The following is a 15,448-nucleotide window of genomic DNA, read 5'->3' as shown; positions in this document are numbered from 1 at the left end:
TGCCAAGGGTCCTGGCGGGTCTGGCCGGGCTGGCCTGCGTGGCATGCTGCGCGCTGCCCGTCCTGATCACTGCGGGGCTCGTCGGCGCTGGGGCCTCCGCCCTCGTGGGCTGGCTGCCCGCCATCGCCGTGGTCCTGGCTATCCTCGCCGCCGGAACCTGGTGGCTCGGCCAGCACCGCCGCTCCTGCTCCTGTTCGCCGAATACCGCAGGGGAAGGCCAATGTCGCTGCACCGCGTGCGACGCCCCGTTGAAGACCAGCGATCTGAGCCGTCAGTAATGTCTGAAGCGTCATTCTCGCGATCTCGTACCGCGGCGGTTTGTGTCTCGTCCTGCTCATCCTGGTGGCCTGACCAATCTCTGCGTGGCGCTGTGTGCGCCTGTAAGGAGCACTGAGCGTTGTCGTCCTCGTCCCGCGTGGTCACAGGAATGGAACGTCACCAGGTCGCCATCTACGTGGGGGCACTTGCAGTCGGGGGCCTCGTGGGCTGGCTTGGGCCCGGAGCGGGACCGGGTCTGGAGCACGCCATCAACCCGGTACTCGCGGCACTGCTGTATGTGACGTTCTTGCAGGTGCCCGCAGCGGAGCTGGGCCGCTCGGTGCGGGCGGGCCGGTTTCTGGCGGCCACGCTCGTGGTGAACTTCGTGGTGGTGCCGCTAGTGGTCGCGGCCCTGTTCGTCTTCCTGCCCGCCGATCAGGCCGTGCGGCTGGGCGTGCTGCTGGTCCTGCTGACACCGTGTGTGGACTACGTGATCGTGTTCAGCGGGCTGGCCGGCGGCAGCAGCAGGAAGCTGCTCGCGGCAACGCCGCTGCTATTGATCACCCAGATGGTGCTGCTGCCCGGCTACCTGTTCCTGTTCCTGGGATCGGGCCTGGCCGACGTTGTTGAGGTCGGCCCGTTCATCGAGGCGTTCGTCGTGCTGATCGTCATCCCCCTGGCCCTGGCCTGGATCACCCAAGGCTGGGCGGCTCGCCGAGTGGCGGGGCAGCGGGCGGCAGACGCGATGGGAACGCTGATGGTGCCGCTGATGGCCGCGACCCTACTGACAGTGGTTGCCTCCCAAGTACCGAAACTGGGCGACGGCCCCTCCACCGTGGCTCGTGTCATCCCGTTCTACGTGGCATTCCTGGTCGTGATGGCTTTCGCCGGGCTCGCCGTTGCTCACCTGTTCCGACTGGATGTCCCGGACAGCCGGGCAATCCTGTTCACCGGCGCCACCCGCAACTCCCTGGTCGTTCTCCCGCTAGCCCTGGCCCTGCCCGACACCCTGGCCATCGCAGCGGTCGTAGTGGTCACCCAAACCTTGGTCGAGGTGATCGGCATGGTGGCCTACGTCCGAGCGGTCCCCCGACTGCTCCCCACCCACTGATCGTCACCCCTGCTCGCCCGCAGACGTCAGACAGGCTTGACAAGCGCTGGAAGATCTAGCGTCGGTGCAGGTCAGCGACGACGGAAGCACCAATACGCGGAGCACGGTACTGACGGTAGCCGACTGCCGACTGCCCCAACGCACAGCCCGCGCTCAAGCAGGTCGCTGCCGCACTTGACCATCGAGGACGCCCAGGTCGAACTAATCGAGGTGGCCGATGAGGCCGAAGCTGTCCAGCGGGGCATGCACGGTTCACCGACGATCCTGATCGACGGCACCGACCCATTCGCCTCCCCCGCCGCCGTACCGAACCTGTCGTGTCGCCTGTACCGAAGCGCCGACGGCCTTGCCTCTCGGCTACCAGGCGAAGCGGACTTGCGACGTGCCCTGATCAAGGGACCGAGCCTGGACGAGGACACGGGCTGTCGGACCGCAGCACACCCGCCAACCGCTCGGAACCGTGGTCGACCGGGCTTACCGAAGTCGTCGCCACGCGGAATTCACCCAGATCGCCCGCCCACCCAGTATCGAACCCCACCCTCGACTTACGGGCTGCGCCAGCATGGCGCGGACTGGGCGTCGTCGGACGGCTCCTCGCCGACCGCCTGCTGCGATGGATCACCTACGTCCCCGCCAGCTGGATTCGCACGCCCAATGCACGACATGGGGTGGTCCCGCCGAGTGGCTGCGGGACCGTCGTCAGCTGCGTTCGGCAGAACTGACCTGCCGATCGGCGTTGGCTTGGGTGCGGTAGTGAGCGTTGCGCAGTCCCAGGATGATCGCGGCGAGTGCGGTGGCCAGGGTTGAGGCGATGAGGACTGCGGACTTGGCGTGGTCGAGCATCACCGGGTTCTCGGGGAACGACAGTTCGCTGATCAGCAGGGAGACGGTGAAGCCGATCCCGGCGAGTTGGGACATGCCCACGATGTCGATCCATCGCAGCGTGGGGTTGAGCTCGGCAGGGGTGAGCTTGGTGGCCACCCAGGAGCCTCCGGCGATGCCGATCAGCTTGCCGCCCACGAGTCCGGCCACGATGCCGAGGGCCACCGGGTCGGTCAGAGTGCTGCCCAGGTCACCGAAGACCACACCGGCGGAGAACAGGGCGAACAGCGGAAGCGCTAGACCCATCACCCACGGGCGCAGGAGGTGCTCCGCGCGGTGACTGGGACTGGTGCTCTCGCCGCGACCAGCTCGGGTGCGCATGAGCAGCCCCATCGCCGCGCCGGCGATGGTGGCGTGCACACCGCTTTCGTGCATCAACGCCCAGATCACGACCGCCAGCGGCACGAACACGGCGCAGTTCGGCACCCGCGAACCGAGCAACCGCGCGGCAAGGCCGGTGCCGCGCTGGAGCACCCCGAACACCGCCAGCAGCCCGACCGCGCCCAGTAGCGGCGCCCAGGACAGACCCTCGGTGTAGAACACGGCGATCACCACGATCGCCGCCAAGTCGTCGACGATGGCAAGGGTGAGCAGGAACGTGCGCAACGCCGGAGGCAGGTGACGGCCGACCACCGCGAGCACCGCCACGGCGAAGGCGATGTCGGTGGCCATCGGGATGCCCCACCCGCTCGCGGCCTCACCCTGCCCGAAGTTGATCGCCGCGAAGATCCCGGCCGGCAGCACCACACCGCACAACGCAGCCACGATCGGCAGCAGCGCACGCCGCGGGTGGCGCAGCTCGCCGTGCACGAACTCCTGCTTGAGCTCGTTGCCGACGATGAAGAAGAACAACGTCAGCAACCCATCGGCCGCCCATGCCTGCACCGAGAGGTTCAGGTGCATGGCCTCGGGGCCGAACGAGAAGGACCGCACGCTCTCGTAGGCGTCGGACCACGGCGAGTTCGCCCACAGTACGGCCACCAGTGCCGCACCGATAAGCAGGGACCCGCCGACCGCATCGCGCCGCAGCGCGTCCAGTACGCCCCTCATGCCGCACCTCCCCGACCGGAAGAGCGACGACCAGCACGCGAAACCCACTGCATTGCAGAGGAAAACATCAAGACACCAAGCCTCACCGGGCGGCCTTAGACCAGGCCGCTCAACAGCCCCCGCGCGACGGCGCGACGCGTGCGTCAGCGGCACACCACGACAAGGGGAGAATCAACAAAGAGAAGAACAGCGACACCCCGGCGGGGTATCAGCGACGTTCCTGTTGCGGTGGGCAGCCCGGCAACTCGCCGTGCGCGACGGTGCCGAAAGAACTCAACCATCCATTGGTGCCCGGGTGCCGCAAAACCCCCTCAGGCCGGGTCGGCACCCACGACATCGCCAAGCTCTCGCACTGCCGCCAGGATCGGACAGCACCCCGCCCATGCCGTGCCTCAGGCACGAACGAGGGGTGGATCCGGCGGGCACGCACCCAGCCAGCTTATCAACGCGCCATTCCAGCACCGAACCTCGGTGAGGAGGTTCTCACCGATAGCCGCGCGTGGAACGAGAAGGGCTTCGTGAACCGGACTGAGGATGTGGGGTGGTTGCCAACGACCTGCCGATCAGAGCCCGGAGAACCCCACAGAGGTCTGGCGACTGGTCAACTGACCGTCAAGAGCCGGCCGCAGGTGGGCGATACCTCGCGGCACGGAGCCGCAGACCAGCAAACGCCACGTCCACGAACACGGCCGCTGCGAACACACAACGACCGGGAACCGCGCACCGATTTGCAGTCGACCATCGCGAGAACGGTGCCGAGCACAGTCATCTAGGGCTTTGCTGACCCAACGTCAGCTGGTTCTGGTGGAACTCGAAGTGCTGGGTCGCGAAGTGATACATCTGGGCGAGTGTCATGAAGTCCTCGAAGAAGGGATCCCATCGCACCGGGCAGTGCATGCCCAGCTGCAGATCCTTCTCGCTGTCGGCATCCAACCGCCGGTGCAGTGACGCGACAACGCGGTCGAACTCGGCCACCATTCGCCCATTCGCGAAGACCCTTGCACCACCGCACGATCCGTAGTAGTTCACCACGTCGAATAGCGCTGTGCCGAAGTCGAGCAGCTTCGCGAACACTCTGCTGACGCCCGCGGGCAGACGGCCGAACAGCCGCACCACGAACACGAGCCTGCGCACGACCATGTACCCGAACAGCATGTGGAACAACAACTGCTCGTTGTTCCACCGCGTTCCGTCCGACGCTCGACGCAGATCGACAGCTGTCGCGTGGCCCACCAGCTGGTGAAAGACGACACGTGCTTGTTCCATCTCGGCGTGAATCGCTTGCCTGTCCACTCCCTGCTGTGCCGGCACGTCAACCGCCTCCCCCGAGGCCGGGTCAAGCATGACGCCAGGTCACGCCACACCTGAACTCATTGTTGTCGTCGCACGTACGGGCGTCCACCGCGAAGGAATCCGCGAAACTGCCGGCAAGACGCAACGCGGCACGGGCTGGGAACCCCGTCCGGCATCCCCAGCCCGCGTTGCGGGATCAGGCCCCGTAGCCACCGCCGACCAGCTCGGAGGCGACCTCGGCCTGCGGGGTCTCGTGCTCGGCGAGCCAGCGCTCGGCGTCGATCGCGGCGGAGCAACCGGAACCGGCGGCGGTGATGGCCTGCCGGTAGGTGTGGTCCACCAGGTCGCCGCAGGCGAACACGCCGGGGATGCCGGTGTGCGTGCCGGGCTGCTCGACCTGCACGTAGCCCTCGTCGTCGAGGGTGACCTGGCCGCGGACCAGCTGGCTGCGCGGGTCGTGCCCGATGGCCACGAACATGCCGCTCACGGCCAGCTCGGACGCCTCACCGGTGACGGTGTCGCGCAGCTTCAGCCCGGCGACCTTGCCCTCGCCCTGGACCTCGTCGACGGCCTTGTTGGTCAGCCACTTGATCTTGTCGTTGGCCCGCGCGCGCTCCAGCATGATCTTGGAGGCGCGGAACTCGTCGCGGCGGTGGATGATGGTCACCGACTTCGCGAAGCGGGTCAGGAAGGTGGCCTCCTCCATCGCCGAGTCACCGCCGCCGATGACGGCGATGTCCTGGTCGCGGAAGAAGAACCCGTCGCAGGTCGCGCAGGCGGACACACCGCGGCCGAGCAGCGTCTCCTCGCCCGGGACGCCCAGGTAGCGCGCCGCGGCACCCATCGCGAGGATGACGGCGCGAGCCTGGTGCTCCACCCCGTTGGCGACGACCGTCTTGACGTCACCGGACAGGTCGATGCTCTCGACGTCCTCGGTGCGCAGCTCGGCGCCGAAGCGCTCGGCCTGGGACCGCATCTGCTCCATCAGGTCGGGACCCATGATCCCGTCGGAGAACCCGAGGTAGTTCTCCACCTCGGTGGTGGTCATCAGAGCCCCGCCGAACTGGGTTCCCTCGAAGATCACCGGCTCCAGCTCTGCCCGTGCCGCGTACACCGCAGCGGTGTAGCCGGCAGGACCGGAACCAACGATGATCACGTTGCGGACGTCGCTCACTGCGTGGCCTCCGGCACGAGCTCGGCCAGCAAGGCACGCACGCGCTGGTCGATGTCATCGCGGATGGGCCGAACGGCGTCGACGCCCTGTCCGGCGGGGTCTGCGAGTTCCCAGTCGAGGTGCGCTTGCCCGGGAACACCGGGCAGGCGTCGCCGCAGCCCATCGTGATCACGACATCGGCGGCTTCGACGGCGTCGGTGGTGAGCTTTTTCGGGAACTCCTGCGACAGATCCAGGCCGAGTTCGTTCATCACCTCGACCACGGCCGGGTTGACCGTCTCAGCCGGGGCGGAACCGGCCGAGCGGACGGCGACCTTGCCCTGGGCGTGGTGGTGCAGCAGGGCTGCGGCCATCTGCGAACGTCCGGCGTTGTGGACGCAGACGAACAGGACCTCGGGGGTGGCGGGCACGGGGACTCCTTGGTTCTGGGCTATGTCGGCCAGCCGCTCGCGGGCGTATCGGGTGGCCAGGGTGGTCAGGTGGGTGTGCACGCGAGCTGTGGCGGCCAGCTCCCGGTAGGTCTCGGAGACCACGTGGTGGACGGTCTCCTCGGCGAAAACACCCCGGAACTGCGGCCGCAACTCTGCGGAGGCGTGGTCGAGGAGCACGGCGACCTGCTCATTGCTCGGCCGGTACTCCTCGGCGTCGTGGTGACTAGGTGGTGGTGTGGACATGGTCGGCCCCCGAGGTGGTGGAGGGACGGGTGAACCAGCGTCGAGCCGCCAACGAGACGTAGACCAGGCCGACCAGGACCGGGACTTCGATCAGCGGTCCGACGACGCCGGCCAGCGCTTGGCCGCTGGTGACGCCGAAGGTCGCGATGGCCACGGCGATGGCCAGCTCGAAGTTGTTGCCCGCGGCGGTGAACGACAGCGTCGCGGAGCGCTCGTAGTTCAGTCCGATGGCCTTGCCCAGGCCGAACGACCCCGCCCACATCACCGCGAAGTACACCAGCAGCGGCAGCGCGATCCGCACGACGTCCAGGGGGTTGGAGGTAATCGCATCACCCTGCAAGGCGAAGAGGATCACGATGGTGAACAGCAGCCCGTACAACGCGACCGGACCGATCCTGGGCAGGAACCGCGACTCGTACCACTCACGGCCCTTGGCCCGCTCCCCGAACCTCCGCGTGAGGTAACCCGCCACGAGCGGAATGCCGAGGAAGATCAGCACGTTCTTGGCGATCTCCCACGCCGAGACCTCCAGCCCCACCTGATCCAGGCCCAGCCACCCGGGCAGCACCGACAGGTAGAACCAGCCCAGCCCGGCGAACGCGATCACCTGGAACACCGAGTTCAACGCCACCAGCACCGCAGCCGCCTCACGATCACCGCAGGCCAGGTCGTTCCAGATGATGACCATCGCGATGCAACGCGCCAGACCGACGATGATCAGACCCGTCCGGTACTCCGGCAGGTCCGGCAGGAACACCCAGGCAAGCGCGAACATCAGCGCCGGGCCCAGCACCCAGTTCAGCACCAACGACGAGAGCATCAGCCGCTTGTCGCCGGTGACGGTGTCCAGCCGGTCGTAGCGCACCTTGGCCAGCACCGGGTACATCATCACCAGCAGCCCCAGCGCGATCGGCAGCGAAACGCCATCGATGGCCACGGTGTCCAAAGCGGGTCCGAGTCCGGGGATCCAGCGTCCGGCTAGCAGGCCGAGGACCATCGCCGCGCCGATCCACACCGGCAGGAATCGGTCCAGTGTGGACAGCTTTGCCACCACGGCGTTGTCTTGCGTCTGGGTCATGCCGTCACCGCCACGTCCTGAGCCGGGGCCAGCGTTTCCGACAGAAGCCGCAATGTGTCGGGCTTGACTCGGTAGTAGATCCACGTGCTGCGCCGGTCGCCCTCGATGATCCCGGCCTCGCGCAGCACCTTGAGGTGGTGCGAGATCGTCGGCCCGGACAGCTCGAAGGCATCGGTGAGGTCGCACACGCAGGCCTCGCCGCCGGCGTGGGAGGCGATCAGCGACAGCAGGCGCAGCCGCACCGGCTCACCGATCGCTTTGAACACCTTGGCCAGGTCGGCGGCCTGGTCGACGGTCAGCGGATCCCGCATCACGGCGGAGGCGCACGGTTCGACCTCGTCCCATGAGACGATCAGGACGTCTTGTTTCGGCATGCGTCTAACTTGACATCCATCGAGATAAGAACGCAAGCTCGATGGCGAGTTTCCCGTCGCGCTGTGATCGGTGCCTCGCCGCGCAGGGGGCGGGACTGTTCGACTCAGGCGGATGGAGGTCGTGGTGCCCGAGGCCCGGGACGTTGTCGTGATCGGCGGTGGGCAGGCGGGTCTGGCGGCCGGGTACTTCCTTCGGCGCGCGAAGCTGGATTTCGTCATCCTCGATGACCAGCCCGAGCCCGGTGGGGCGTGGCGGCATTCCTGGGACTCGCTGCGGCTGTTCTCTCCCGCCGAGTACAGCCCGCTTCCCGGGTGGTGGATGCCTCGCCAGCCCGGGGAGGAGTTCCCCACCGCCGACCACGTCGTGGCCTATCTCGCCGCCTATGAGCAGCGCTACCAGCTACCGGTGCAGCGGCCCGTGCGCGTGAACGGTGTCCACGACGCCGGTGCGTGGCTGGCCGTCGACACCGACCGCGGGACGTGGCGGGCGCGCACCGTCGTCAGCGCCACAGGAACTTGGAGTCAACCGCACCTGCCCTCGTACCCGGGAAGCGAGGTTTTCGCCGGGCGGCAGTTGCACGCAGAGTCCTATCGGTGCCCGAAGGAGTTCGCCGACCAGCGCGTCGTGATCGTCGGAGGCGGCAACTCCGCGGCCCAGATCCTCGCTGAGGTGTCCACTGTGGCCGAGACGACCTGGGTCACCGCGCGGCCACCGCGGTTCATGCCCGATGACGTAGACGGCCGGGTCCTGTTCGACGTGGCCTCCCAGCGCGAGGCCGCACGCCGGGCGGGACTGCCCGACGACGGGGGAACCCAGCAGCTGGGCGACATCGTGATGGTCCCGAGCGTGCTGGAGGCTCGTCAGCGCGGCGTGCTGCGCGCCGAGCCGATGTTCGACCGGCTCACCGAGCGCGGCATCGCCTGGGATGAAGACCGAGAACTCGACTGCGACGCGATCATCTGGTGCACCGGCTTCCGCCCCGCGCTGGACCACCTCGCGCCGCTGGGCCTGCACACCGAGAACGGGACGATCCCCACCGAAGCGACGCGCAGCGTCGCCGAACCACGGCTGCACCTGCTGGGTTACGGGGACTGGACCGGGTGGGCCTCGGCCACGCTTGTGGGAGCCGCGCGGACCGCGAAACCCGCGGTCGCCGACATCGCGCAGCATCTTTCCTCAGCCGTCGGCTGATCGGTTACGCCCGTGTGGTGGCGGGACGGGTGGCCAAGGCGAGCGCAGCGCTCGCCCCGGTCATGGCGCCCAGCACGAGGAACAGGGCCGGGAACCCGCCCAGGGCGGCCGCGATCGCCGAGCCTCCCCATGGTGCGAGGGCGATGGAGATCATCAGCGGGGCCGACAGCAGGCCGCTCAGCCTGCCGTAGGCGGACGTGCCCCATCGGTCGCTGACAGCGGTGGCCTGCAGCAGGGTAAACACGCCTCGGGCCATGCCCACCAGCATCGCCGCGACGATCAACAGCCCGGCCGGCCCCGGAATCACCGCCAGCAGTCCGGTGGTCACCGCGCAGGCCAGCAGGATGACGACGGTGCGGCCACGGGCTCCGGTGCGTCGTTGCAGCGGCCCGTAGCCCAGGCGTCCCAGGACCTGTCCGACCCCGCCGAGCCCGAGCGCCCAGGCCGCCAGGTGGGAGTCGAAGCCGCGTTCGGTCAGCAGCGGAACTTGGTTGATCACCACCGCGTACACCCCGAACCCGCCGAGGGCCATCGTCGCCAGCAGCGCCAAGAACGGGCGGCTGCGCGCGATCTCGGCCGCGTTCCCGTTGACCGGCGAATGCTCGTCGTGGGCGAGGTGGGGCCACGGCAGCCGCAGCCCGGCGTGCAGCGGGATCGTGATGACACCGACGACGACCGCCAGCACGACGTACGTGCCGCGCCAGTCGAGGTGGTCGTTCAAGGCCGCGGTCAGCGGCGCGAACACCGTGCTGGCCAACCCGGCCACCAGGGTCAACGCGGTCAGCGCACGCACGCGGTCGGGCCCGTACCAGCGGGTCAGCGCGGCGAAGGCGGGCGGGTAGAACGTCGCCGCCATCGCCACCCCCGCGACCGCCCAGGCCAGCAGGAACCACCCGTAGCTCGGGGCGTGTGCGATTCCGAGCACGGCGGGTATGGCCAGCGCCGAGCCGGCGGTCATCACCGCACGCGGGCCGCGGCGATCCAGCCACCGCCCGACCGCGATGCCGACCAGGGCGGAGACGATCTGGCTGGCCGAGAAGGCCCACGTCACGGCGGGCAGCGACCAGCCGGTGTCTCGCGTGATCGCCGGTGCCAGCACCGGGAAGGCGTAGTAGAGCACGCCCCAGCTGGTGATCTCGGTGATGCACAGGGCGATGAGCGCGCGACGCCGCCGCACGGCCTCGACAGGCGGTGCGGCGGTGCTCGTCTGTGATTCGGAGTGCATGCGGTCAGCGCTCGGCGGCTCCGGGCGCTGCCAGCTCGACGGTCTGCTGCGGCGCGGCGCAGCAGCCGCCGCCCTGCTCGGTCTCGGGCGCGTCGAACAGCCCGGCCCCACCGCACACCCCTGTTTCCGGTAGGACCAGCTCGACCCGCTCGGCGGATTCGGTGTCGCCGGCGATCGCGGCGGCCACGCTGCGGACCTGCTCGTAGCCGGTCATCGCCAAGAACGTCGGCGCCCGGCCGTAGCTCTTCATCCCGACCACGAACACCCCTGGTTCCGGATGAGCGAGTTCCTTGGCCCCGTGGGGGTAGACGGTGCCGCAGGAGTGCAGGTTCGGATCGATCAACGGCGCCAGCGCGGTCGGCGCCTGCAGCACCGGATCCAGGTCCAACCGGACCTCCGAGAGCCAGGACAGATCCGGCCGGAAGCCGGTCAGCACCACGACTTCATCGACCGGTTCGCTCTTGTTCCCGTCGAAGGAGGTCAACACCACCCGGCCGCCCCCGTCGGCCTCGACCTCGGCCGTGCGAAAACCCGTCACCGTGCGGACGTGTCCGGCGTCGACCGCCTGCTTGGCACGCTGCCCCAACGCCCCGCGCTCGGGCAGCTGGTCGGCCTCACCGCCACCGAACACATCCCCCGAGCGACCCCGGCGCAGCACCCACACGACCTCCGTGCCCGCCGACTCCTCGGCCAGCGCAGCGAAGGCCACCAACGCGGTCAAGGCCGAATGCCCGCTGCCGACCACCGCGATGCGCTTGCCCGCGAACCGGGCCCGGACCTGCGCATCGGAGACATCCGGCACCTGGTAGCTGATCCGCTCCCGTGCGGCGCGCTCCCCCACCGCCGGAAGCCCGTCGCCGCCCAGCGGGTTCGGACTGCGCCACGTCCCGGAGGCGTCGATGACCGCCGACGCGGTGATCCGCTCCTCGCCGAGGGCGGTCTCGACGTGCACCGTCAGCGGCTCGGTCTCTCGTCCGGCATCTACGACCCGGTCCCGGCCGCGGCGAGCCACGCCCACCACCCGGGAACCGAAGCGCACCCGCTCCCCCAGCGCCGCAGCCAGCGGCCGCAGGTACTGCTCGACCCACTCCGCACCTGATGGGTAGCCCGCCGGTTCCGGCGCCTGCCACCCCTGCTGTTCCAGCAACCGCGCCGCGGCCGGGTCGATCAGCTCCGACCACTGCGAGAACAACCGCACGTGCGACCACTCCCGCACCGCAGACCCGGCCTCCGAACCGGCCTCCAGCACCAACGGTTGCAGTCCGCGCTCCAGAACCTCCGCCGCTGCCGCCAGGCCCACCGGGCCCGCACCCACCACCACAACCGGATTCTCGTCCACAAGACACCCCTTTGCATCGATCAGCTTCGATAAAGTTGCCTCGACCGTATCGACGCGGATCGATTGACGCAACCATCGAACCGGGTCGATACTTGGACAACAGGGACAAATCGGGCTGGCATTGATGAGGCCGTTCAGGCGCTTCCGGCGTCGCCGCGGCGAAGAGGGGATCGACGATGAGCGAACAACCTGCAGAGCTGCGCGACACCGTCCGACAGCGCTACGCCGCCGCGGCCACGATCGCCGGCCAAGACGACACCACAGATGCGTGCTGCGGCCCGGCGCAGGTCGAGGTCGGCGACGGCTTCGGTTCCAGCCTCTACGCGGCTTCCGAACGCCAACAGCTGCCCACCGCGGCCATCGCGGCATCTCTCGGCTGCGGCAATCCGACCGCAGTCGCCGAGCTGGGCGAAGGGGAACGCGTTCTCGACCTCGGCTCCGGCGGCGGTATCGACGTGCTGCTGTCCGCCCTCCGCGTCGGCCCCACCGGCAAGGCCTACGGCCTGGACATGACCGAGGAAATGGTCGCTCTCGCCCTGAGCAACACCGAGAAAGCGGGCGCCACCAACGTCGAATTCCTCAAGGGCACCATCGAGAACATCCCGCTCCCGGCAAACACGATCGACGTCGTGATCTCCAACTGCGTCATCAACCTCTCCGTCGACAAGCCCGCCGTGTTCGCCGAAACCTTCCGCGTCCTCACCCCGGGCGGACACATCGGCATCACCGACGTGGTCGCCGAAGACCATCTCGACCCTCGAGCACGGGCCGAGCGTGGCTCCTACGTCGGCTGCATCGCCGGTGCCCTCACCTTCGCCGAATACCACGACCAGCTGCGGGCAGCGGGTTTCACCGAAGTCGAGATCACCTCAACCCACCAGGTCGCCGACCACATGCACTCGGCGATCATTCGCGCCACCAAACCTGCCATGCCGGAAACAGAGGACGCCTGCTGCGGTGTGACCGCGTGCTGCACACCCACAGAACAGGCCACCGACCCGCGAACCACGATCACCGAGGCCAAAGACGCCGCAGGCTGTGCCTGCCGCAACTCCCGTTGAACCAACGTCGCAAACGATCGAGCTCAGCCGGCCCCCTCCAGCGTGAGCTGTCGCCGGTGGAAGTCAAAGTGCTGCGTCGGGAAGTGGTAGACGTCGGCGAGCGTCATGAAATCAGCGAAGAACGGGTCCCACCGGGTCGGATAGTGCATGCCTCGGCGAAGATCCGCTTCGCGCTCAGCATCCAGCCGGCGGTGCAGCCCGTTGATCACGCGATCCATCTTCGCCGCCATCTGATCAGGACCGAAGACTCTGGGACCACCGCACGACCCCCAGTAGTTGACCGCGTCGAACGGCCTGGTCGATGCGTTGAGCAGCGCCGCGAAACCTCTCGATACGCCCGCGGGAAGCCGGCCGAACACGCGAACCAAGATCACGAGGTTCCGAACGATCATGTACCCGAACAGCATGTGGAACAGCAGCTGCTCATTGGTCCACCGCGTGCCCTTGCTCAAGTGACCCAGCTCGGCCTCCGTGGCGCGCGAGAGCAGCTCGTGGAAACTCGCGCGGGCTCGCTCCATCTCCTCGTGGAGGGCCCGGCGATCCACCTGGGGCGATTCGCACATGGCTTCCTCCGGCTTCGAAGCACACTCACCTGAGCACCCTCAGCTTGCTCGGCCGATGCGCACCTGTCCATGCTTGCCTGCGCACACGACAGGACCATAGAGCCACCCCGCTGGGTTCATCGATGCGAATCGATTGACTAAACCATCGATGTGCGTCGATACTTGAGGCATGACGACGGCTACTGAGACCGGACCGCTGCCCGCCGAGGACGCGGCCACCTACGCCGAGTGGTTCGCGTGCCTGGCCGAACCCACCCGCGTCCGCCTGCTGCACGCCGTGGCGGCAGCCGGCACGATCAGCGTGGGCACCTTGACCGACCAGCTGGGCATCAGCCAGTCCACCTGCTCGCACCACGTGCGCAAGCTCGCCGACGTCGGGTTCGTGCTGCTACACAAGGAACGCACCACCACATTCGTCTCGGTCAACACCGCCTGCTGCACCGGGTTGCCGCACGCCGCCGACGCGGTCATGGGCGTCGTCGCCCGCCCGTGCTGCCCGGACAACCTCCCCGAGGACGTCACCATCCGCCCGCTGCAACCCAGCGACTGGACCGACGTGCGCCGCATCTACGCCGAAGGCATCGCCACCGGCAACGCCACCTTCGAAACCGACGTCCCACCCCGCAAGTCGCTGGAGGCCAAGTGGCTGCCCGACCACCGGTGGGTCGCCGAGATCGACGGGCAGGTCGCCGGGTGGGCCGCCGCGACTCCCGTGTCCAACCGGGACTGCTACTCCGGCGTCGCTGAGACCTCGGTCTACGTCGGCGAGGACGTCCGCGGCCGTGGCGTCGGAAAATCCTTGTTGCACAAGCAAGTCACCGCCGCCGATGCCGACGGCCTGTGGACGCTGCAAACCTCGATCTTCCCGGAAAACCGGGCCAGCATCGCCCTGCACTACTCCGCCGGCTTCCGCACCGTCGGCCTGCGCGAACGCATCGCCCAGCACCACGGCGTCTGGCGCGACACCGTCTTCCTCGAACGCCGCCGCACCTGCGACAACGACTGACCTGAGCTAACCACCAACCGCTCCATCCGCACCGTCGCCCGCTGCGCGGACGTCGGTCGATGAAAGGTGCCCTGTGAACATCTGCAACGCCATCGTCATCGGCGGCGGCCAGTCCGGACTCGCCGCCGCCCACGCCCTCCGCACCCAGGGCCTCCGGCCCGTCGTGCTGGAAGCAGGAGCCGAACCCGTCGGCTCCTGGCCGCACTACTACGACAGCCTCACCCTGTTCTCACCAGCCCGATTCAGCGCATTCCCCGACGTGCCCTTCCCCGGAGACCCCGACCACTACCCACACCGCGACGAAGTCGTCGACTACCTCCGCCGCTACGCGCGCACCCTCGACGCCGACATCCGCACCCACCACCGCGTCAGCACCGTCACCGCCGACAACGGCGCCTACACCGTCCACACCGAACACGGCGAGGCACTGCAGACAAACATCCTCATCGCCGCTACCGGCGGATTCAGCCAACCCCACTGGCCCGAGCTCCCCGGGCTCAACAAGTTCGCCGGCACAATTCTGCACGCATCCGACTACCGCAACCCCGAACCCTTCGCCGGACAACGCGTCCTCGTCGTCGGCGCCGGTAACTCCGCGGTCCAGATCGCCGTCGAACTCGCCGAACACGCCCACACCACCATCACCAGCCGCACACCGCTGCGCTACGCCAGCCCCACCCTGCTCGGCCGCGACCTGCACTGGTGGACCGCCACCACCAGACTCGACGTCCTGCCCCTTGGACCCTGGCTGCGCACCGTCCCCACCACGCCGGTCTCCGACAAGGGCGCCTACAAAGCCGCCATCGAGGCCGGAAACCCCGACCACCGCCCCCTCTTCGAGCACCTCAACACCACCGAGGTCACCTGGTCCGACGGCACCCGCGAACACATCGACGCCGTCATCCTCGCTACCGGCTACCGCCCCGACCTCACCTACCTCCAACCGCTCGGAGCCCTCGACTCGACGGGCTCACCCCGACACCGACGGGGCCTCTCACGCACCTGCCCCGGCCTCGGATACGTCGGACTGGAATGGCAAACCAGCTTCTCCTCCGCCACCCTCCGCGGAGTCCACCGCGACGCCCACTACGTCGTCAAACAGCTTGTCAAAGCAGTCCGCACCCACAAGCACTGCTGCATTCCAACACCTGTCTGACAGACCAGATCTG

At 68.3% G+C, this 15,448-nt stretch carries 13 protein-coding genes and 2 pseudogenes; 5 read left to right on the top strand and 10 right to left on the bottom strand.

Annotated elements, in window-relative coordinates:
- The first annotated feature begins 427 nt into the window (after window positions 1-427).
- Window positions 428-1,369, top strand: a complete 942-nt coding sequence (locus tag REH65_RS25445; RefSeq protein WP_406689405.1) for an arsenic resistance protein — start codon at window positions 428-430, stop codon at window positions 1,367-1,369.
- Window positions 1,370-2,068: 699 nt separating this feature from the next.
- Here REH65_RS25445 and nhaA read toward each other — a convergent pair.
- From nhaA to REH65_RS25410, 7 genes and pseudogenes are all read right to left on the bottom strand, one after another.
- Window positions 2,069-3,301: a Na+/H+ antiporter NhaA gene (gene nhaA / locus REH65_RS25440; RefSeq protein ID WP_406689404.1), complete on the bottom strand. Its 1,233-nt coding sequence runs from the start codon at window positions 3,299-3,301 to the stop codon at window positions 2,069-2,071.
- Window positions 3,302-4,066: 765 nt separating this feature from the next.
- A complete protein-coding gene (locus tag REH65_RS25435; RefSeq protein ID WP_406689403.1) occupies window positions 4,067-4,645 on the bottom strand; it encodes a DinB family protein in 579 nt (192 codons plus the stop codon).
- Window positions 4,646-4,790: 145 nt separating this feature from the next.
- Window positions 4,791-5,768 (bottom strand): thioredoxin-disulfide reductase, encoded by a 978-nt coding sequence (trxB, locus tag REH65_RS25430; RefSeq protein WP_406689402.1) that lies wholly within the window; start codon window positions 5,766-5,768, stop codon window positions 4,791-4,793.
- A pseudogene (locus REH65_RS25425) lies at window positions 5,765-6,177 on the bottom strand (arsenate reductase ArsC). Before REH65_RS25425 ends, trxB begins: the two are co-directional and overlap by 4 nt.
- Window positions 6,178-6,255: 78 nt before the next feature.
- A pseudogene (locus tag REH65_RS25420) lies at window positions 6,256-6,441 on the bottom strand (arsenate reductase ArsC); the annotation flags it as partial.
- Window positions 6,422-7,519 (bottom strand): ACR3 family arsenite efflux transporter, encoded by a 1,098-nt coding sequence (arsB, locus tag REH65_RS25415; protein WP_406689401.1) that lies wholly within the window; start codon window positions 7,517-7,519, stop codon window positions 6,422-6,424. The pseudogene REH65_RS25420 and the gene arsB, both read right to left, overlap by 20 nt.
- Window positions 7,516-7,893, bottom strand: a complete 378-nt coding sequence (locus REH65_RS25410; RefSeq protein WP_406689400.1) for an ArsR/SmtB family transcription factor — start codon at window positions 7,891-7,893, stop codon at window positions 7,516-7,518. Before REH65_RS25410 ends, arsB begins: the two co-directional genes overlap by 4 nt.
- Window positions 7,894-8,005: 112 nt before the next feature.
- Here REH65_RS25410 and REH65_RS25405 point away from each other — a divergent pair, with 112 nt between their 5' ends.
- The gene (locus REH65_RS25405) at window positions 8,006-9,085 is read left to right on the top strand and encodes an ArsO family NAD(P)H-dependent flavin-containing monooxygenase (RefSeq protein ID WP_406689399.1); all 1,080 of its coding nucleotides are present in this window, start codon (window positions 8,006-8,008) and stop codon (window positions 9,083-9,085) included.
- Window positions 9,086-9,089: 4 nt separating this feature from the next.
- Here REH65_RS25405 and REH65_RS25400 read toward each other — a convergent pair whose 3' ends face one another.
- Window positions 9,090-10,310 (bottom strand): MFS transporter, encoded by a 1,221-nt coding sequence (locus tag REH65_RS25400; protein WP_406689398.1) that lies wholly within the window; start codon window positions 10,308-10,310, stop codon window positions 9,090-9,092.
- Between the two features lie 4 nt (window positions 10,311-10,314).
- On the bottom strand, window positions 10,315-11,649 hold the full coding sequence (locus tag REH65_RS25395; protein WP_406689397.1) for an NAD(P)-binding domain-containing protein: 1,335 nt from the start codon (window positions 11,647-11,649) through the stop codon (window positions 10,315-10,317).
- Window positions 11,650-11,825: 176 nt separating this feature from the next.
- On the opposite strand from REH65_RS25395, the gene arsM reads away from it, so the two are divergent.
- Window positions 11,826-12,710 carry an arsenite methyltransferase gene (gene arsM, locus REH65_RS25390; protein ID WP_406689396.1) on the top strand — a complete coding sequence of 295 codons (885 nt, stop codon included), beginning with the start codon at window positions 11,826-11,828 and terminating at the stop codon, window positions 12,708-12,710.
- Between the two features lie 23 nt (window positions 12,711-12,733).
- On the opposite strand, the gene REH65_RS25385 is transcribed toward arsM, so the two are convergent.
- Complete coding sequence (locus tag REH65_RS25385; RefSeq protein ID WP_406693242.1) at window positions 12,734-13,255, bottom strand: DinB family protein; 522 nt, start codon at window positions 13,253-13,255, stop codon at window positions 12,734-12,736.
- Between the two features lie 187 nt (window positions 13,256-13,442).
- Between REH65_RS25385 and REH65_RS25380 the strand changes: the two genes are divergently transcribed.
- Together REH65_RS25380 and REH65_RS25375 are read left to right on the top strand one after the other, a co-directional pair.
- Complete coding sequence (locus REH65_RS25380; RefSeq protein ID WP_406689395.1) at window positions 13,443-14,279, top strand: helix-turn-helix domain-containing GNAT family N-acetyltransferase; 837 nt, start codon at window positions 13,443-13,445, stop codon at window positions 14,277-14,279.
- A 79-nt stretch (window positions 14,280-14,358) separates the two neighbouring features.
- Window positions 14,359-15,435 carry a flavin-containing monooxygenase gene (locus REH65_RS25375; RefSeq protein WP_406693241.1) on the top strand — a complete coding sequence of 359 codons (1,077 nt, stop codon included), beginning with the start codon at window positions 14,359-14,361 and terminating at the stop codon, window positions 15,433-15,435.
- Window positions 15,436-15,448 lie beyond the last annotated feature (13 nt).

The organism is Saccharopolyspora sp. ID03-671 (assembly GCF_045278815.1).
In the GTDB taxonomy this organism is placed as follows: Bacteria; Actinomycetota; Actinomycetes; order Mycobacteriales; family Pseudonocardiaceae; genus Saccharopolyspora; species Saccharopolyspora ipomoeae.
The sequence above is the reverse complement of the archived record's forward strand: the minus strand, read 5'-3'. Positions and strand labels throughout refer to the sequence as shown.

Coding starts and splice junctions, on each gene's coding strand:
- REH65_RS25445 (WP_406689405.1), top strand. CDS start 428: ATGGAACGTCACCAGGTCGCCATCTACGTGGGGGCACTTGCAGTCGGG.
- nhaA (WP_406689404.1), bottom strand. CDS start 3,301: ATGAGGGGCGTACTGGACGCGCTGCGGCGCGATGCGGTCGGCGGGTCC.
- REH65_RS25435 (WP_406689403.1), bottom strand. CDS start 4,645: ATGCTTGACCCGGCCTCGGGGGAGGCGGTTGACGTGCCGGCACAGCAG.
- arsB (WP_406689401.1), bottom strand. CDS start 7,519: ATGACCCAGACGCAAGACAACGCCGTGGTGGCAAAGCTGTCCACACTG.
- REH65_RS25410 (WP_406689400.1), bottom strand. CDS start 7,893: ATGCCGAAACAAGACGTCCTGATCGTCTCATGGGACGAGGTCGAACCG.
- REH65_RS25405 (WP_406689399.1), top strand. CDS start 8,006: ATGGAGGTCGTGGTGCCCGAGGCCCGGGACGTTGTCGTGATCGGCGGT.
- REH65_RS25400 (WP_406689398.1), bottom strand. CDS start 10,310: ATGCACTCCGAATCACAGACGAGCACCGCCGCACCGCCTGTCGAGGCC.
- arsM (WP_406689396.1), top strand. CDS start 11,826: ATGAGCGAACAACCTGCAGAGCTGCGCGACACCGTCCGACAGCGCTAC.
- REH65_RS25380 (WP_406689395.1), top strand. CDS start 13,443: ATGACGACGGCTACTGAGACCGGACCGCTGCCCGCCGAGGACGCGGCC.